At 62.2% G+C, this 19280-nt stretch carries 9 protein-coding genes; 7 read left to right on the top strand and 2 right to left on the bottom strand.

The genetic code is table 11. The annotated features are described in order from the left end of the window. The first annotated feature begins 39 nt into the window (after positions 1-39). Positions 40-1002, top strand: coding sequence for a LysR family transcriptional regulator (locus tag ACWUKX_RS07100; protein WP_456005235.1), 963 nt, complete (start codon positions 40-42; stop codon positions 1000-1002). On the opposite strand, the gene ACWUKX_RS07095 is transcribed toward ACWUKX_RS07100, so the two are convergent. Together ACWUKX_RS07095 and ACWUKX_RS07090 are read right to left on the bottom strand one after the other, a co-directional pair. Further along, positions 975-12476 carry a LysM peptidoglycan-binding domain-containing protein gene (locus ACWUKX_RS07095; RefSeq protein ID WP_456005232.1) on the bottom strand — a complete coding sequence of 3834 codons (11502 nt, stop codon included), beginning with the start codon at positions 12474-12476 and terminating at the stop codon, positions 975-977. The two genes, ACWUKX_RS07100 and ACWUKX_RS07095, sit on opposite strands and share 28 nt — an antisense overlap. A gap of 89 nt (positions 12477-12565) precedes the next feature. Continuing rightward, positions 12566-13393, bottom strand: a complete 828-nt coding sequence (locus ACWUKX_RS07090) for a MurR/RpiR family transcriptional regulator (protein ID WP_456005417.1) — start codon at positions 13391-13393, stop codon at positions 12566-12568. Positions 13394-13640: 247 nt separating this feature from the next. Here ACWUKX_RS07090 and ACWUKX_RS07085 point away from each other — a divergent pair, with 247 nt between their 5' ends. The 6 genes from ACWUKX_RS07085 to ACWUKX_RS07060 all read left to right on the top strand — a co-directional run bounded on the left by ACWUKX_RS07085 (position 13641) and on the right by ACWUKX_RS07060 (position 19277). Next, a complete protein-coding gene (locus ACWUKX_RS07085) occupies positions 13641-13823 on the top strand; it encodes a hypothetical protein (RefSeq protein ID WP_128238954.1) in 183 nt (60 codons plus the stop codon). Between the two features lie 120 nt (positions 13824-13943). Further along, positions 13944-14939: a SctD/MshK family protein gene (locus ACWUKX_RS07080; RefSeq protein WP_456005230.1), complete on the top strand. Its 996-nt coding sequence runs from the start codon at positions 13944-13946 to the stop codon at positions 14937-14939. Further along, positions 14936-15373: a hypothetical protein gene (locus ACWUKX_RS07075; RefSeq protein WP_245485660.1), complete on the top strand. Its 438-nt coding sequence runs from the start codon at positions 14936-14938 to the stop codon at positions 15371-15373. The genes ACWUKX_RS07080 and ACWUKX_RS07075 overlap by 4 nt, the downstream gene beginning before the upstream one ends. A gap of 17 nt (positions 15374-15390) precedes the next feature. Beyond that, positions 15391-15702, top strand: coding sequence for a tetratricopeptide repeat protein (locus ACWUKX_RS07070; RefSeq protein ID WP_023799520.1), 312 nt, complete (start codon positions 15391-15393; stop codon positions 15700-15702). Further along, positions 15699-17861 carry a type III secretion system export apparatus subunit SctV gene (gene sctV, locus ACWUKX_RS07065; protein ID WP_456005227.1) on the top strand — a complete coding sequence of 721 codons (2163 nt, stop codon included), beginning with the start codon at positions 15699-15701 and terminating at the stop codon, positions 17859-17861. Before ACWUKX_RS07070 ends, sctV begins: the two co-directional genes overlap by 4 nt. 57 nt (positions 17862-17918) lie before the next feature. Further along, complete coding sequence (locus tag ACWUKX_RS07060) at positions 17919-19277, top strand: type II and III secretion system protein family protein (RefSeq protein ID WP_456005225.1); 1359 nt, start codon at positions 17919-17921, stop codon at positions 19275-19277. The last annotated feature ends 3 nt before the right edge of the window (positions 19278-19280 follow it).

Here is a 19280-nt window from a genome sequence, read left to right as displayed (position 1 = left end):
CACCCGCCCCGAAAGCCCGCAAATGAGTGACCTGCCGTCGTGATACCTTTCAACATCAAGCAGCTCGAAACCTTTCTCCTGGTGGCCACCTTTGGAAGCTTTCGAAAGGCGGCGGAACGCCTGAACACCACGCAGCCGGCGGTGTCCACCCGAATTGCCGGTTTGGAGGAAGCGCTTGGTGCCAAGCTGTTCGAGCGGCAGAGCAGCACGGTCAGGCTAACCGCCGAGGGACAACGGCTGCTACCACCTGCCCAACGAGTTCTGCGTGTAGCAGAGCGGCTGCAACTGATGGCCAGCTCTCTTTCAGAGACTTCAGAGACGACGAGGGTGTTGAGGCTTGGGGTTGCCGAAACGATCGTGCACACTTGGCTGCCGGATTTCCTCAAGGCGCTGAAAGCAAATTATCCGCTTGTCGAGACCGATATCGTCGTCGATGCAACGACGACCCTTCGCAACGAACTCATGTCACACCGGCTCGATCTTGCGGTGCTGATGGGCCCTGTCTTGGAGTACAGCATCGAGAATATCGATATGCCGTCGTTTCCTCTTGTTTGGGTCTGCTCGCCGCAATTGGAATTGCCCAACCGACGCAAGGTGACGCTCAACGACCTGATGCAGTTTCCAATCATCAGCTACGCGCGCACCACGCGACCCTATAGCGAACTTTACCGCAAGCTCACCGGCGAATTCGAAGAAACGCCGCGCATCTTTCCGGCCAATTCGCTGGCCGCTTCCATCAAGATGACGCTCAACGGAATTGGAATAGCCTCGCTGCCTGAGGGAGTCGTCCAAGACTATATCGCAAGCGGTAAACTGCGCGTCGTCGAATGCGAATGGCACCCGTCCGACCTGCAGTTTACCGCCTCCTACTCCTCCGAACCATCCAATCCGATTGCGGAGCGGGCGGCAAAGCTGGCCGCCTGTGTTGCGCATGCATATGCTGCGAGAACCGATAAGCTTAGGCCCGCGGTTTCTCAGCCGACGAAAGTGGCCGGCAGGTAGATACGGTCGCCTGAGAAGATCACATCCGGGCTCAGGATATGATCCATATTGAGCACCACCGTCTCCGCCACATCCGCAGAATGGGTCTTGGCGATCAGGCGAATGCTGTCGCCATTCTGGACTTCGACCCACTGGTAGCCGTCTTTCTCCAACGTTGGATTCGTGCGGCCCTCAGGATTGCTGCTGCCGTCGGGATGAGCCTCGACATGATCGCCGGAAACCCAGCCGCTATGGATGTCGCCGTCCGGCCCAAAACCTTCGACGGGTATCCAGGTCTCCCCTGACTGATCGGTCGAAGGCTTTGCGGTCTGCTCGACGAATGTCCCGGGTTGCAGAACCGTCACTACAGTCGAATCCTCGTCAGGCTGGCCCCGCAAGTTCAGACCGTCATCGGCGACCACGACAAGTTGCGGGAAATCCTCCGGCGGGGTTTGCGTTCCGGGATCAGGCTTGTCGGTCTTTTCGTCCGGTGGCGTACCATCGACGCCCGAAGGATCGTTGCCCGGCGCAGTCGGGTCGGTTGCCGGCGTCGTGCCGGTGTTGTTCCATGGCTGGTCGTCCAGCGCATCCCAGGCAAACAGCAGCATGCCGACGCCGAAGGTTACTCCAAGCGCGATGCGATCGGCGTTCGCCCAGCGCGCGTCCGACTTTGCGCGGGCGTCGATCTGCTCGTCCGTCCTCGGAACGGCCTGGCGATTCAGCCGGTCCGTGCGCATGGCCGACACCCAGAACTCAGCGCTGCCGACGGTGAACAAGGCGCCCGCCGTCGCAGCCAGCGGCGAGTGGAGGTTCTGTGCCGTGTAGAGCAGGGAACCAAGCACATAGCCCGGACCGGCCAGATGCTCGGCTACGTTCCGGAACACTGGCCGTCCGGCGATCGACTGCAGCGCAGATTTCGTGCCGTAGACCACATTACCCAGGGAGAAGGTGCCGTTCACCCAGACATTCTCGCCGCGCAGCAGCCCGGCCGCCGAGCCTGGAGACGAGAATATAAACGACGCCCCGCTCGCCGCATTGAGGGCACGTCCCAGCGGCTTGTGGTTTGCCGTGGCGTTCGGAAAGACCGATTGCGCGCTGAAGACGACGCCGCGCACGCCGAACGCAACGCCCGCAGCTGTCGCGGCCCAATGCGGTGGCAAGATCTGCCATACCGTGTAGGAAGAGCCGGCCATTGGACCGAAGGTCGCGACCAATTGCACGTTCTCCTTGAAGCGGGCATGGCTCAGTGCCTGATCAACGGCCGTGGCCTGATCCGGCGTCATGGCTTTCTTGTGGGTTGCTCGATAGGTCGTCATCTGCAGCACGGAAAGCGCGTTCGTTTGCTCCGTCGACATCCAGGCAAACTGCTTGGGCGTGAACTTGCGCAACTGGCCGGGGCTTATCTCGCCAAGCTGCTTCGGCGTCAGCGCCGCTATTTGTTGCTTCGTCAGCGCCTCGATCTGATGAATGGTCAGAGCGCCAAGCTGCTCCCGCGTAAGCGCAGAGATGTGGTCCGGCGACAGCTTTGCCGTTGTCACGGGATCGCGTGCTGCGACGAGATCAGGATCCAACGCGGCAAACTGCGTCGCATCGAGATGGCCGAATTGAGCAGGTCTCATGGCGGCGACCTGTTCCGGGGTGAGGGCATTGCGCTGCTCATCAGTGAGCTTGGCGATCTGATCGGGCGTTAGCTTGCGCACTTGCTCAGTGGCCAAGGCAGCGAGCTGCTCGGGTGAGAAGGCGGCGACCTGGTCCGGCCGCAAGCCGGTGATTCGGCCAGGAGCAACGGCCTGCAATCTGCTTGGCCTGATCGCCTGGAGCTGTTCGGCACTCAGCGCCCGCAACTGCTTCGGCCGAAGCGCCGCAAGTTGATCGAACATCAGCTGCCCGATCTGCTCGGGACTCAGTGCAGCAACCTGCTCAGGCGCCAGCTTGGCGATGTGCTCCGGCTTGATGGCGTGTAATTGCGTGCCGGTCAGTTCGGAGATCTGATCGGCTGAAAGTGCCCTGACCTCCGGCCCGGTCGGCGCCCGCACGGGTTCGGCATATCCCGGTTCCGCAGCGGAGTTCACCGGAAGCTCAATGCTGATGATCCTTCCGCTGGCAGGGTCAAAAACCGCCCTGCCCCGGTCAGGCGCAGGCGGCCATGTGGCGGCCGTCGGCGTTTCGGCAGCAATATTCACTGCCTGCGGCGTCTCGCCAGTCACAGCTGGGGCTTCGTGGCTGACCACCTCGGCAACTGGCGGCGGCGCTTCGGTCTGCGCTGGCGTATTGACATCCCAGAACTCGTCGGCCGGCCGCAAGATGACCTGCCGGCGTTGTTGTGTCGATGTGCCGGGCGCGACGGCATCCTCATTGTGCGTGAACTCACCGACGAAATTCCCGTCCGGATCCATCATCCGCCAGCCATAGACCTCGTTCCATGGGATGCTACCGTCGATTGCGGCCTCGTCGACGCGGGCCATCCTGTCGCTGACGGGCCGGCCCATCGCCTCGAACTCAGTCGGGACGTGGAAGCGCGGTCTGCTCGGATTGAGCGTGTAGAGATAGGTATAACCTTGCTGCCGCGCGGCTCGTGACTCTTCCGAAACGAAAGCCTTGGCTCCCGAGATCGACTGGCTCGTGCCGACGAAACGGCCATGGGTATTGCCCATCACATAGTTGCTCAGGGTGATGCCTTGCGAATTGTCTACCCAGATTCCTGTCGGGGGCGGTGGCGAGAAGCCTCCCGCGTCCCTGATCTCGGTTGGCATGCGTGTATCGGCGCGGAAAACATAAGGGCCGACATTGCCGCGCGACGCTCGCCCGGCGTTGCCCACTCCCTCGGCTGCGTTAACAGGCTGACCGCCGCTTTCCGGACGCCCGATGCTTCCAGGCACGTGGTCGTCGGAAGCACCGCGTATCCAGGGCAAGACATATGGCTCTCCCGTCTCAGGGTCCCGGAACAGAATATGCGACTTGTGCATCAACTCGGGCTCGTCGCCGCGTGCCCTCGGCCCGTCGGCCGGTGGCACATAGACGTTCTCGGCGCTCTTGGGCGGTGTCCCGAGGTACCTCACGGTGGCCGTTTCGCCATTCTCGTCCATGATCCGCAGCGTTTCTTCCGGCGACCCCGAGCCCAGCGTCGGCGGGGTGCCATCCGGCGGCGAATTGTGCAGCACATCCTGCTCGAGCAGCCGGTTGAGGTAATGGGCCTGCGTGGGCGTCAGTTCGCTGCGGGCCTGCTGATCCAGCTGTTGCCGCAACGCTTTCCACGCTGGCTTGCCCATCCCGTCGGGCCGTCCGCCGGTGGTGGCGAGTTGGTCCGGATATGGCGCCACGCCCAATTCCGGGAATACATCCAACACGCGCTGACCAGCGAACTTTAAATCGCCGTGCGGCGATGCCGCAACCTCGGCGAGATAAGCGGCGAGATGCTGCAGGACGCCCGGCGTCAGTCGCCCATCCGAAGTCTCCAGCGCGGAGAAAACCTTTTGCGCGCCTTCGGAGGATCCGGGGTGTGCGCGGGCGGTACGGGTATGCGGCACCAGGTCCTTCCTCACCGAACCGACTTCTACCGTCGTTAGCGGCCATTGCCCAAGGTTTACGGCCAAACCGACGCCGTGGTCCGTGCGGTCCAGGCGGTTAAGTGGCCCGGCGCCCACCTCGCGCGGAACGCCCTCGAAGGCAGGGCTACCGCGCCAGGGTTCCTTGCCGCCTCCGAAGGGCGGAATAACGTTGTAGTTCCGGTAGAGGACACGATCCTCGAAACCGGGCACCTTGCCTTCGGAGCTATAGTGGCTGGCACCACCTCTCGCAGCTTCTTCCCAAAAGGAGGCTGCCCTTTGGCTGAGCGGGCCAGATTCTCTACGCGTATACCCCGGCCGGCCGCCTTCGCCACCGAGATAGAGCAGCGTGCGTTTGACGTAGGCCCCACCCAGGGAGAAGCCAGCGAAGGATATCGAAGCGCCAACGGCGTTTTCTTTCTGAAACGTGTTCTTCGACATCATCGGGGCCGATGCGACCCACCGGGCAGATGGAGCCGCAGCCTCGTCATAAGCGAAATTCGGCCGGTATCCATTGACGAAAAGTTTCTGGCCCTTCGCGTCGTTGGGATGGACCGGGAGCAGAAAGCCCGTGCCATCCGGGCCGTTGTTCTTCAGGCTGAGTTCCCCATAGACCTGCCGGCTCGGCAGCGGCACCTTGATGCCGAGCATCGATCCGCCGAGGCCGACTGTGCGGGCGGCCTGGTCGTTCAGCATCGGCCCACCCAAGACATTGGCCTCGTGTTCCTGCAGGAACCAGGAAACGGTCGCGCGGTCGGACCGCCAGACCCCTTGTGCATCTGTGAAGAATGTCGGGGCGCGCCACGAACTCGCCTTGTCGGCGTCCAGCAACCGCTCCAGCAGGACAGGCACCTCGCTGTTGATTTCGGTTCCGACCTTGGGCTTGCTTGCGGGCAGCGCGTTCTCCAAGGCGTGCGCGAGCGACTGGACCGCGGGGTCCGCGGATTTCTGCTGGTTGGCGGCGTAACCGCGCATCTCTCGCCAAAAATACGGGGTCCAGGTGTCGTGGCCGGACAGAACCTTCGCATTGTAGCGACCTTCCGGCGAAAGCTTGCCGGCGGGTTTGAACGAAGACTCCGGCTGAAGCTTCGGACCGTAGACCCACGTGCTGCCACTGTCGGCCTCCAGGACTTGCATGAGCGCATCCTGCTGCGCGGCGGTCACGGCCTTGCCGGGCTTCGTGGCGCGCCCCTTGAAAAACGGCGAGGCGGCATTTGCCGCGGCGGCAAGGTTCGGATCGGTGGAGCCTGACGCAGCCTTGAGGTAATCGCCGACGATGCCACGGCCGGCATCGGTCCAGCCGGCTTCTCCTGGCAGCGCCCCGGCGGTAAAGAACTGCTCGCCGCGGGGCAGCCTGGCGTCGGTCGACAGGCCGAGTTGGTCGATCACTTCTCCCGGCGAGAGATGCGGCAGCTTGCCCTGAGCGCTGAACACCTGGAGGGTCGTCAAGCCGTTCATCGAAAGCTGGCCGACCGGCTTGGAGCCGGTGAACGGGCTGTTCCGGTCGGCGCTGAGCATTTCGACAAGCGCATCATGCTGAGCCTGCGTCATCTCCGTGCCAGACTGAGGCAAGCCCCTGCCCCCGAGTTGCACTCTGGTCATGGTCACCGCATCGCGCACGACCGGATCGCTGGAACGTTCGAGGGAATGGAGGTAGTCGCCGACGAGTTCCACCTGCTCAGGCGCCCACGTCGGCGCGGGCGTCGCCGTATCGTCGGGAAGCGCCGGCAAGGTCGCGGCCAGGGTCTCGCCGAGCGCCGAGCGATGGCTGACTTCCGGATTGTCGGCAGGATCGAACGTATGGACTTCCCGTGCCGGGGTGTTGACCCTGAGCTGGCCGTTCGGCGTGGTTATCGAGCCGCGCTTGGCGCGTTCGACGGTCGGGCCGGAACTGAGGTAGCCGGCCTCCGTGGCATGCTCGCCCGGCAGGACGATGTCGCGGGTCATGCTCGCCTGCGGGCCGGCCACGATGACCTTGGCCGGTAGGTATTCGCCGCTGGCCTCGACATAGATATCCTGTCCAGCGGTGACGCCGTCCTGCGGAACCGGCCGATGATAGATGCTGTCGACCAGTTCGCCGAGCTTCGGATAGTCATAACGCGGTTCGGTATTCAGGTAACGCGTGCCGATGCGCCGCAGGCCGGCTTTGACGGCATTGAACGTCTGGCCGAAGCTGTATGGGTTTGATGAGAAATTGTTGATGACCGGCGTGCCGTCGTGCCGAACCGGGCTGGGGTGCCCGGTATCCGTCACGGCCGGTGGCTGCGTGCGGACGTTCGGATCGGCTGTCCAGCGGCCGTCGGCGCCGAGATAAAGCACGGGCAAGGAAGGGTCGAGCTCGACAGGAGCCGGCACCGGCTCCGGCGCGGCCGTGATCGCCTTGGGTTCGGGTATGGCGACAACCCTTTGCGCTTCCGGTAGGTTGAAATCGACGAGCATCTCGCCGGTATGGCGGTTGCCGAGAGTGTAGCGCATCAACGGCCGGGTGCCTTCCGCCCCGCGTGTTTCCGTTTCGGACTGGAGCAGGAGCTCGTCCGGGGTGGCCAGCACGGCCGGGTCGGAAGGGCGTGCGCCGTCGAGATAGCCCGTCTGCTGCGGATCCTTGCCGCTGGTGTAGACGTATTCCGCGGGATTGGGCCTCGGCATGCCGGTGAACGTCTTGGTCGCCGGGTCCCAGACGAGCCGGAAGCCGCTCTCGGCCGGGCGCGTCGTTCCGTCGCCGCGGACCGGCGGAACCACGATCGGATCGCCGTCGGCGGGGACGCGCACATTCTGCTCACGCGCTCCCTGGGCGCCTCGGTCGCTGGCATTCTCGGGATCGCCGCGCTCGCCCGGGGCGCTCGGCCCTCCATCGTGGACGTTGACAACCGTCCCCTCGACGACGGGGTGGCTGGGATCGTGGAAGACCAGTTTGTCGGTCGGGCGATAGACGCCGTCGGGGCCTTGCTCATGCACGACCATCGGCCGCGACGGCTGGACGTCGCCTGATGGATCATCCTTGCCACCCGTGGGTGGCGGCGGGTTCGGACCATCGGACTCGCCGGCCGGCAGCGCGCGCTGACCGGGATTTCCGGCCTCCGCCCCGTTGCGCGAACCTTCTGGGGCACCGAAACCAGGCCCCTGCTGGCCGGACGTTTCGCCGACCACGTCGCCATCGATTATGATCTCATCTGGATCCGGCACGACCTGTTCGCCGGTGGGCCTGTAGACACCGTCAGGGCCCATCTCGTAGACGGCCCGCGGTTGCGGCCCCGAATCCGGTCCGCCAGGAAAACTGGCCGACGTATGAGTTCCGCTCCGAGTGCCGCCCGCTCCAGGCATGTTGGACAACAGCGAGCGGCCGCCCAAGCCCGTGCCGACAGTGCCGACGCCTATGCCCATGACTGCGTTCGCGAGTTCGAGCAGGGACATCTCACCGCCATGCGCCGCCAGATCTTCCACCGATTTGCCGAGCAACGGAAGGCCGGTAACCACGGCGCCGGCATCGAGGGTCCACGCAGCGTTCGTCAGCTTGTTGCCGCTTTGCATAAACTCCGAGACCTTACCAGCATAAGAGGCCTCCTTTACGTTCACCTGGAATCTGCCGATGCCCCAGCTGGCATCCTTCATGCGGGTCATCCCAAAGCCGCCCGCGAAAGCCTGGGACCTGGACAGGCTTGTCTTTGCCAAGCCGAACGTGCGCAAGGCACCCGCGCCTACGGGCAGGAATGCGGTTACGCCGGTCGCGACATTCCAGGCCGACTGGCTGTCGAAGTCGCCGCCCTGCAGGAGGTGATCACCCTCTCTGATCAGAGCCTTGCCGCCAAGGAGTGAACCGGAGCCGATCGCGATGGGAATGGCCCATTGGCCGCCCGGCACGAACGAGACAATGGTTGAGACGCCCGCCACGATGCCAAGGCCAATGTCGGTAGCCTTGTCCCAGAAATCCACCTTGCGTGCGTCGGCCACTTCCAGTTCGTCGAGCGAAAAACCTCCCTTGCCGAGCGACATGTCGCCGCCCTTGGCCATGACCAGATTGCCCTTCTCGCCGAAGATGCGATTCTCGTGCTGGAATTCGTCAAAGCTGCTGTAATATTTGCCCGAGCTGTCGACATAGCCGATTTCGTCGCCGCCGCTCTTGATGGCGAACAATGCCGTCGACGATTCCGTCCCGCCGTCGAGGGAGAAAATCGGCACGATCTTGACCTCGGCGTTGTCGCCGGCGCGGTCGGTGATTTCTTCGGTGACCTTCTCGACATCTTCGTTCGATGGGTCGAGGCCGAGGGTCTGACCAACGGCAGTGCTGAGTTCGGCCGGCGGATATGTCTCGTATTCGCCAGTGAAACCGGCCTCGTAGAGGTTCTCGAACTGCACCTGATAGCTGGCCAGCGCCTGGTCCTTGTGTTCTTCAAAATACTCGTACTTGAGTTTCGCCTCATGCTCGGCGGAACCGTATTCGAGGAGCTTGGGGTGGCTTGCGGAAAAAGCGTACCAGTCACGCCCCGCCACCATCGCCGGCCGCACGTTTTCTTCCCAGTCCTCCAATTGGTTCTTTTCGGTCTCCGCCTGGCCTCGATCGATTTCCGCGGCCGCGACTTCGGGGTGCACCCACAGCATCTTGCCGTCCATCTCGATCTGGACCCACTTGCCGCTGTCGCCGATCGCGCCCGGCCCTTCCTTGTCGAATGCAACGGCAACCTCTGGCGCGACCCAGAGATCGCGGCCGTTCACCTTGATTTTCACCGCCGTTTCGCCTGGCTGAAGCGTGCCGGCAGGCGCCTCTACGGTTCCCGGCCCGTAGTCGATGATCGCCTGGTCGCGTGCCGTCGTTGCCTCGACGAGCGCAGTCTTCGCATCTCTCAGCCCGGCATCAAGCTGGTCGACCTGCACGCCGACAATCTTCGACCTGGCCGCGTCCAGCGCCGATTGCGATCCCGTACCGTTGGCTGTGCACACCGTGGCCGACGATGTCTCTCGCGTCGACGCCAGCATCTCCTGCCACTGCTTGTTGAGTGGATCGTTGCGGAAGTCTTCCCTGATATTCTCGTCGTCGAGAGCGTATGTCAGGGCAGATTTATGCACATTGGTGTCATCACCGTTCTCGTCGGTGAAAGTGTCGTTCTCATAGGTGGTAACGACATAGAGCTGACCGTTCTCCTCGACTATGTCCTGCGATTTTATCTTGCCGGTAAACTCACCACGTCCATTGGTATACCCTTCCCAATCGAAATGGTGCGGGTTTCTTTCCTGCGCCTGCGCAAGCAGTTGCTGCTTGAGAGGCTCCATGGTTACGGCAAGATCCGCCGCCTCTGCCTGTGCAACCCCGTACTCCTGATATGCCTCGGCCAGGGTCACCTGATTGGCCGCGGCCCCCTGGAGCGTTTGCAGACCTTCAAGCCGCTCTTCGATGGCCGTGTATTCGGGGCTTCCAGGCTTGGCATCGGTAAGCTTCAGCTCCAGCTCGGTCGAGCTGATCATTTGGTCGACCGTGGCCTTGTTGCCGTTGGCGGTGTGTAGCGAAACGTTTGTAAAGAGCTCGGCGACCTCCGCGTGCGCGGCCTTTCCTTGTTGGTTGCTTTCCTTGGCACTAGGACCACCCGGGCTGCTGACAGCCGTCTGGTTAGGATCGCTGAGCGTCGGCAGGTCTGCCTGTTTGTCGATCGCTTCGAGAAGACTCTGCTGCGCCTGCTCGTATTCGGCCCGGGCAGTGCTGGCGCTTTCAAGCGCGTTGTTGGCGAGGGTCAACCGGTTTTGCGCATCTGCCAGCGTGCCCTTCGGCTCGGGCGGCTTCCAATCCAGTCCATAAGGCGCCAACGCCTCGTCGAGCGTCGACTCGGCACCCTCCATGGCGTTCTTGAATTCAGGGTCCAGCGCATAGACGTCGAGCTGTGCGGCGCTCTGCGCAGCCTTTGCTTCTGCCTCACCGAAGTTCGCAATCGCCACATTCTCGGCTGCGATCGCCTTGGCCACCTCCGGGTCGTACCATTTCCAGCTCCCGTCGACCAGCAACGGCACCCACTTTCCGCCTGAAGGAGCGGTGGGTGATGGTGGGTTCCCGTACGGACCAACCGACGTGGGACCACCGTCGAGAGTCGCGCCGGTTGCGTCTTGTGCCGGACCATATAATTCCATTGCAGCGACCACGGCCTGCTGCTTTTCAAGCGCCTCCGTGGTCAGCTCTGGCGTCGCCCCGCCGAATATGCCGTCCAGCGTCGTCTTGACGACCAGATCCTCCTTGGCCTGCTCCGGGTCACTGCTGTTCGGATTGATGGAAAGCAGCAGCTCGGCCAGCGCCTGTTGTGCGGTGCCGGCCGCGATATCCGTAACGGCGCCGGTCGTATCGTTGGTCAGCGTTATCTTGCCGTCTGGCGACGTGGTCAGCATGTAGCCGTTAAACGTCACATTGACGGTGGTCCTGGTGGCACCCTCGATCACCACGGTCTCTCCCGGATGAATAAGGTCGGGATCGCGCGGAGAGGTGAACAGTTCCGGATTGCTCTCGGCGAGATCCTCCAGCGTCACACCATGCGCCTCGGCGATGTCGCTCAGATTGTCACCGGGTTGGACCTCGTAATCAATCGGCTCGCCGTCGTTCAGCGTCTCGACGATGGTTTCGGTGCGTCGGCCGTCCTTGTCGAAGACGATCGTCGTTTCGGTGTTGTTCTTGGGGTCAACGATGGTGGTGGTCTGCTCGCCGGTCTCGGTGTTGCGCTCGATGTGGGTGGTCTTGCCGTTACCGTCGACCATGTCGGTCGTCTCGGTATTTCCCTCGATGGTGGTCACCGAGCGCGAACCATGCTGGTAGTCGTTGTTGTAGGTGACCGTCTTGCCGGTGTCCGGATCCGTGACGACGATCTGGAGCGTCTCGCCTTCGTCACCGCCCTGTGTCACCTCGAGGCCGGCGGCGTTCAGCTCGGCGACCACCTGCTCCGGCGTGAGATTGCGCTCCTCGGCGATCTCGTCGATGCTCTTGCCTTCGGCAAGCTGTTCCTGGATCGACAGCGCGCCCGAGCCGTCTGCTGCCTGCGAATGCGCCAGGATGGTTTCCTCGCCGCCCGGACCCGTGACCGTGGTCACCGGCAATGCGGGGCCGCCAGCGGGCGTCACCGTCTCCACCGTCGACCCATTCGGCAGGTTCTTGGTGACGGTGACGGCACCGTCACCGTTCGTTTCGGTGGTTGTGGTTATGCGGGTTTGGGGATTCGTCGTGCGTTCGGTGACTGAGCCGTCGCCGAGATCGTCGACGAACTTGGTCGTGATCGCGCCTGTCGCCGCGTCGACACTGGTGGTTTCCTTGCGGCCGAGATCGTCACGGATCGGCGAGGAGGTCACCTGTCCGTTGGGACCCGTCACTTCGGTGTAATAGCCGCCGTGGTGATAGTCCTGGTTTTCGGTGATCGTCCGGCCGCTGCCGTATTTGATCATCACCGTACGGGTGTCGCCGTTGGCATGTTCGGTCGCTGTCGCCGTCATCTTGCCGACATTCAGAGCCGCCACCACCTGCTCGGGAGATATGTTCCGCTCGTGGGCGATGTTGTCGATACTTTTGCCGCCCTCGATCGCATTGAGAATGTCGTTCGCCGTGGCGACTTCCGGTGAAACACCGCCGGCGTCGGGCTCACCACTGGCCAGTAGGAGGTTTGGCGTACCGCCGAAATTTTGCGTCGTGAAGAGCGCAGGCGCGGCGGTGGTGCCGCCGTTGCCGTTTGCCGCGGTGACTGCGGCAGGCAGCTCCGGTCCTGGCTGCGCCGCCGGGGGCGTCGGCTGTGCCGTCGTCAGTTCCGCATTGACCTGCGTTAGCCGCTGGCGAGCGTTCGCGGCCGCGTCGGCCTCGCCCATCTTGTTGGCGAGCCGGATTTCATTGTGCAATTTCGTGGCTTCGGCCTGCAGCCGCGTAATCTGCTCAGCATTGGCCTTTGGATCGACCCTGGGCGGCGGCGGGGGCTTGAGGGTGGTAATCGGGCGGATCATCAAACAACCTCCGGAGCCGGTCCAGTCGTGGTTCAGGCAATCTGCCTGTCGTCAACGCCCCCGCGTCCGACAGTCGAAGCCCCGGCCACTTACCGGGGCGGCTTCCAATAAATGCCGAAAGCAGCGAGATGCTCTTCCGACTGGGTTACTCGTTGCGCAGCATTGACTTCAGACTGCGCAGCCGTCAGTGCCGCCAGAATCTCGACGGCGGCGAACGCCGGCGCCATACTGCGAAAGAACGACTGCGAATTTGACGTAACGATGATTGTTTCCCGCGCGATTCGCGCCAGCGGCGACACGCTGCTGTCAGTGATTGCCACCACGCCGACACCCTGCCGAGCCGACTGGCGCGCCACCTCGATCGTCATGCGTTCATAAGGCGCCATGCCCACAGCAAGGAGGACGTCGTCGCGTCCCGCACCCTGCAAGGCATCCAGACCATGTCCGCCCATCTCGCCGACAAGCGTCACCTTGCGGTCACCGCCAGCCAGAAACGACATGATGTGAACGAAGTGGTTCGCGACCGGATAACCGGAGCGCGAGCCGAGACCGAACAGATTGCGTGATTGTGCAAGGAGCTCGGCAGCGGCAACGAATTGTGAGGCATTGCCGTATTCACCTAGACTTGAAATCTGGGCCGCGAGCGTGTCGGCGACGACCCCCGCAATCGAATATCCCGGATCGCCGTCCTGCCCTATACCCTGTCGCGCCGGCTCACCGGCGCCTGTCTCACGCAGCGCGCGCGCATAAAGGCTGCGCATATCCTCGTAGCCTTCAAGGCCAAGCCATCGCGCCAACCGCATCATCGTGCTGTGCGAAACGCCGGCCTGGTGCGCCTGCTCGCGCATCGACATCAGTGCGACGTCCTTAGGATGATCCAGCACGAAACGCGCGGCGACCCGCAACTGCGGCGGCATATTCTCGAAGCGTTCGACCAACAGCTCCGCCAAAGGACCTTGTTCCATTCTAAAATACCCCATTCACCCCGATGGCAGGTTACTCTCCGAATGGCGGCAATGCAACAGTTGGAACTGAAGTGGTTCATATATTCCAAGTGGACTTTCATTTTCGATCGCCCTGCCTTAAGCTGCTTTTGCAACCTGCCGGATCGCTTCGACGTGATTCCGGAGTTTGTAACTTGAACGGCCCCTCAAGGAGACAATGATGGCTGCTACCCCTCCCATTACGTCCGGCTCTGCCGGGTCGCCGGAACAGAACCTGGACAAGATGATCAAGCATCAGGAGCGCATGTTTAGCCTCGAGATCACAAAAGAGATCGCGAAATCCCAACATGACATGCTGATGAGCACCGCTAGGACGCTCGGCCAGTCGGCTGAAAAGGCCTAAGGCGGGGATTCTCGAACCCATGCGCCGCCGCAAGCACCGGCGGCGCACGTGCACGGCAAGAATGCTTCGACGCCGTTGTCAGGCTGCGTCTGAATTGTCATCGGCGGGAGATGAAGTGGCATGACCGCTAATTCTATCGGCAAATATTGGGATGCGGAGCCCGGGCGCCGGCTCCGATCGATTATCACCCACGCCCCAAGACCCGGACGTTCCATTGCGCTGAGCGTAACTCACGGATTTCACGCGGGCGCCCAACTCAGTCTGCTCGAGCCTCTGTATACTGTTGGCTCCAGCACGGAGTCCGACATTGTCCTCAGGGATGCCGGCATCGCGCCGGTCCACGCAAGGTTGCGGCGCAAGGGCAGCCAAATTGAAATCGAAGCCGTCGGCGGCGACGTCACACTCGCCACGGGCGAGATCATCCATGAAGGCCAGGGCAGCCGCTGCAAGCTGCCGCTCACGATAAGTATCGGCGATGCCCATATCCGGCTGGTCAACCCCGAACGCCCGCCGAATCGCTGGTCCGTTTCTGATCACCCCCTCCTGGTTGCAGGCAGCGTGCTCTTTGCCGTGTTCGCTGTTTCCGTCGCTGCGAATGGGTTCTCTTTCGCCGAGCCCGACATTGGCAAAAAGATATCCGCTCAACACCCTGACCCGATCAGAGTGGCCTTTGCTGGCGAGGCCGGGCAAAGTGTCCTGAACGATTCAACGCAAATACCCAGTGCTGCCGAAGCGGAAAGCCAACTCAGGCTGCGCCTCGATCAATCTGGCATCAGCACCTTGGCTGTTCAGCGATCACCTGGACGGCTCGTGGTCTCGGGTATGATCCCCAATGACAAGGATGGTGCCTGGACCGAAACGCAATCCTGGTTCGACCAGACGTTCGGCGCGCACATTCCCCTCGTTTCCAATGTCATGATCGGCAACGCCGAGCAGGCTCCGCGCCTGAGGCTGCAGGCGATCTGGTATGGCGAGCGGCCCTACGTCATCGCCGCCGACGGCGCACGCTATCATGAAGGTGCATTCACGAATGACGGCTGGACCATCAAGCAAATTGGCGAGACGGAACTTCTCCTGACCAAGGGCGGCGCCACGGTCGCGCTGAAATATCCGTGAACCGCCGGCTTGAAGGGCCGCGATTCGATACGGCAAGGATCGATACCGGCCGCGAAGTGCGGCAGGCGGAGGGTGTGCGCGGTCAGGCAATCAACCGGCGGCGGATGAACGGCGTCGACAAAGCCGCCAGCCGTGCTCAGGGGACGACATCGGCCGCTGGTACGGAAAAGCCGCAAAACGCGGAATTCCAGCCGTCGCGAGGCACGAATAGCGAATCGCTTGATGAGGCACTCATCAACTTCGTGATGCCGGGTATTCCCGAGCCAGCCATCCTGCGTCGCTCAGTACCAATTCTCCGGCATTTGGTAACCCATCTGGTTCCCGGCCTCGAGGGTGGCGAGCAACTCAAGACACTTGCCAGAACGCTGATGGAGGATGAAATCGAGCGTCATCGCGATCTGCTTGGCCGGATACAGGAAGGAATCGAAACCTGACCGATCCGCGTGACACAGTGCATCTGCTGCATGTCTTGGGCTATCTCTACGGGTGTCACGGGCAGGCAAAGCGGGGCGCGGCATACCTGCTTATCGCTGCACAGCTGTCGCCGGGAAATGCCGGCGTCCTGCGGACATTGGCGCATCTGCTCATACTCGATGGCGAAGCGGACAAAGCGCTTGCCACGATTGCCAGGCTGGAGACGTTGGAGGGAATGGACCACCCGACGCTAGCGTTGCTGAAGAGCCGCGCATTGCTTGTGGCCGGCCGCAAGGCCGAGGCGCACAATGCCTTGCGAAGCTTCCTATCGCATCGAGCCGCCGAATGACGGTGTCGGAGCGGCTTCTGCACTTCCTTGCCAAGCTGTCACGCCGCAGCGATCTGGTCATTGCCGTCCTGATGCTCGTCGCGGTGGTGATGATGCTCATTCCATTGCCGACCTTCCTCGTCGACATTCTCATCACCGCCAATATCGCCGTCAGCGTGCTTATCCTGCTGGCTTCGTTCTACGTTTCTCATCCGCTCCAGTTCTCGTCGCTGCCATCGGTCATCCTCATCGCTACCTTATTCCGGCTGGCGATCACGATCACGACCACGCGACTGATCCTGCTTCAGGCCGACGCAGGCGAGATCGTTTCCGCCTTCGGTACTTTCGTCGTCGGCGGCAGTATTGCGGTGGGCCTCGTCATCTTCCTGATCATAACCGTTGCGCAGTTCATCGTGGTTGCGCGGGGTGCGGAACGCGTTGCCGAGGTTGCCGCGCGCTTTACCCTCGATGCGCTGCCAGGCAAGCAGATGAGCATCGATGCGGAGTTGCGCAACGGAGACATCGATCAGGCGGAGGCACGCCGGCTGCGCCATCAGCTTGAGCGTGAGAGCCAGCTGTTCGGCGCGATGGACGGTGCCATGAAATTCGTCAAAGGCGACGTCATCGCCGGCATTGTTATCATTCTGGTCAACCTGATCGGTGGTTTCGCGATCGGAACGCTGCAGCACGATATGTCGCTAGGGGACGCCGCCGTGACCTACTCACTGCTCACGGTGGGTGACGGGCTGGTCGCGCAGATACCGGCACTGCTGGTCGCTGTGGCCGCCGGTACGATGGTGACGCGCGTCGGCAGCTCGGACGGCACGAGCGACCTTGGCCGGCAAATAACCAGCCAGCTACTACGGGACTCCCGTGCGCTCGCACTCGCCGCAGTGATCATGGTCGGCCTTGCCGTAGTGCCGGGCTTTCCGTCCATTGTGTTCCTGATCCTTGGCGCCTGCTTCGGCGCGGGCGCCTATGCAATCAATCGCCGCACCGCCCGGGAATCCGAGATCAAAGAGATCGGCCAGATCGCCATGGCCGAACAACCGGGAAAACCGGCGTCGCTTTCATCAACGCCCGTCGGAACACTGCCTTCTTCATCCCGTATCGTCGTACGCTTCGGAACCGAACTCGGACGGTCGGTCCCGGAACCCGAATTCGCCACGCTCGCTGATGGCGTGCGCCGCGAGCTTTTCGGCGATCTCGGTGTCGACGTTCCGGCTATCGGCCTGCAGGTCGACGAGAAGCTTTCAGCGAGAAGCATGCGCGTCGATCTGGAGGGCGCACCCATCCTGGATACCGAAGTCCCCGCCGACCGTGTTCTTGTCGAAGCGGACCCAATCAATCTCGATCTGCTCGATGTGACTTACGAAAAAGGTTCTCCGATTGCCGGTCAGCGCAAATTCGTGTGGGTCGATGACCGCCACATTTCGGCATTGAAGGAAGCCGGCTTTGTCATCTCCACACCGGCGCAAACAGCGGCAAAGTGGACCGGAAATGCACTTCGGCTCTATGCCGGCCATTTCGTCGGTATTCAGGAGACACGCAGGCTCCTGTCGGACATGGAGCCGGATTATGCGGATCTGGTCAGACAGGCGCAGGAGATCGTGCCGCTGCAGAAGATCGCGGAGGTGCTTCGGCGACTTGTCGGCGAAAACGTGCCGATCAGCAACCTGCGCCTGATCCTCGAAGCGCTGATCGAATGGGGACAACGCGAACAGGACGTCGTTCTGCTTACGGAATATATCCGCACGTCCTTGAAACGCCAGATCAGCTTCCGCTTCGCTGGTCGTAACAACATCATCGCAGCCTATGTTCTGCAGCGCTCGGCCGAGGATATCCTGCGAAACGCGGTGCAAAGCACAACGACCGGCACGTTCCTGAACCTTTCGGATGACGATGCACAGGCTTTGATCGCCGAAGTCGAACGAGCCTTGTCGCAGAACGCCACCGATGTCTCACCGGTCGTCCTCGCGGCGATGGATGTACGCCGTCATATGCGAAGCCTGCTCACGCACAATGCCATCGAACTTCCGGTTCTGTCATTTCAGGAACTCGCACAAGAATTCAACGTCCAGCCACTGGCGACGATAACCGGCCGCTCGGGCATAGCACGCAATGTCTCTCAGTCCCTGCCAGCGGCTGAGGCCAAAGCCGGACAAGAGGCAGCCACATGACGCCAGCCGGGCGGATTGGGACAGTTGGGGACTCTACATGCTCAAGAGGGGAACGGCATGACAATCCACGATACCGCAGCAGGCGTTCGATCCGCCACTTTCGCCGGGCGGACGGCTATGCGCTGGCTCGCTATCGCGACGGTTGGCGTCTTGCTGGCGTTGTTGTTCACACTTGCCGACACGATGGCACAAAACATATCGCCATTGCCGAGCAAGCCAACGGTCGACCTGCCGGTCGGGCAAGGACGCCTGCTGCGGTTCAATGAACCCGTCGAATCCGTCCTGATCGCGGACACCACGATCGCGGATCTTCAGGTCGTGTCGCCGGGGATGGTCTATGTCTTCGGCCTGAAGCCCGGCCTGACCAACCTCATTGCAATCACAGCCGATGAGCGGGTCGAGGCAACGGCCCAGTTCCGCGTCACCCCCGATGTCACGCCTGCCAACGAAGCGAAACACGCAATGCAGCCGAACTCGGCGACAAATCTCTCGATTTTCGGGACCCGCATCGTTGCGACCGGCGAGGCACGAGGCGTCGAAGAGGCAACGGATGTCGACAACATCGCCCGCACGTTCTCGCCGCCGGATCAGCCGCCGCTGAACGACATGACCGTGCAGGGGTCGCAGCAGGTCAACATCCGGGTCCGTTTCGCCGAAGTCTCACGCACTGAGCTGCAGTCGTACGGCGTCGATTGGTCTGTCGGGTACAGGAGCGGCGGCTTCGAATTCAACATGTTCCAGGACAATGGTGTGCCCTCCGGCACCGGGAATTTCGGTTTGAACATGGACCAGACGCATGGCATCAACTTCGACATTCTCATCGAAGCGCTGCAACGCAACGGCATCGTCAAGATACTGGCCGAACCGAACCTGACGGCGATGACCGGTCAGACCGCAAGCTTTCTCGCCGGCGGCGAAATTCCGGTTCCGATTCCGCAAGGAACTGACGTCGTTACCGTTCAATACAAGCCCTTCGGCGTTTCCCTCGGGTTCACCCCTACGCTGATCGGCCGCAATCGTATTGCGCTCCATGTCCAGCCGGAAGTCAGTTCCTTGTCGGAAGCAGGCTCAGTAAGCGCCAATGGCTTCGCCATGCCGAGTTTCGTCGTGCGCAGGGCCGACACCACGGTCGAAGTGGCGAGCGGCCAGACCTTTGCGATCGCCGGTCTTTTCCAGCAGCGGACCTCGCGTAATCTGGAAAAGTTTCCGGTTCTCGGTGATGTGCCGGTCCTTGGCCCGCTCTTTCAGTCACAGCGTTTCCAGCGCGAAGAGACGGAACTGGTGATCCTGATCACGCCTTATCTGGTCGAGCCGGTGCGCGACAGCCTTGCCACGCCGCTCGATCGTCCGGCAGCCAAACGCCACAGCCGGAAGCGCGCCAATGACGCGGCGGCGATGGGCCTGATCATCAAGTAGCGG

This window comes from Mesorhizobium sp. f-mel (assembly GCF_053850215.1).
This window is presented reverse-complemented; position numbering and strand designations above follow the sequence as displayed.

What these genes read in the sequence shown, in the direction of transcription:
- ACWUKX_RS07095 (WP_456005232.1), bottom strand. Translation starts at nt 12,476, where the DNA reads ATGATCCGCCCGATTACCACCCTCAAGCCCCCGCCGCCGCCCAGGGTC.
- ACWUKX_RS07090 (WP_456005417.1), bottom strand. Translation starts at nt 13,393, where the DNA reads ATGCCGCCGCAGTTGCGGGTCGCCGCGCGTTTCGTGCTGGATCATCCT.
- ACWUKX_RS07085 (WP_128238954.1), top strand. Translation starts at nt 13,641, where the DNA reads ATGGCTGCTACCCCTCCCATTACGTCCGGCTCTGCCGGGTCGCCGGAA.
- ACWUKX_RS07080 (WP_456005230.1), top strand. Translation starts at nt 13,944, where the DNA reads ATGACCGCTAATTCTATCGGCAAATATTGGGATGCGGAGCCCGGGCGC.
- sctV (WP_456005227.1), top strand. Translation starts at nt 15,699, where the DNA reads ATGACGGTGTCGGAGCGGCTTCTGCACTTCCTTGCCAAGCTGTCACGC.
- ACWUKX_RS07060 (WP_456005225.1), top strand. Translation starts at nt 17,919, where the DNA reads ATGACAATCCACGATACCGCAGCAGGCGTTCGATCCGCCACTTTCGCC.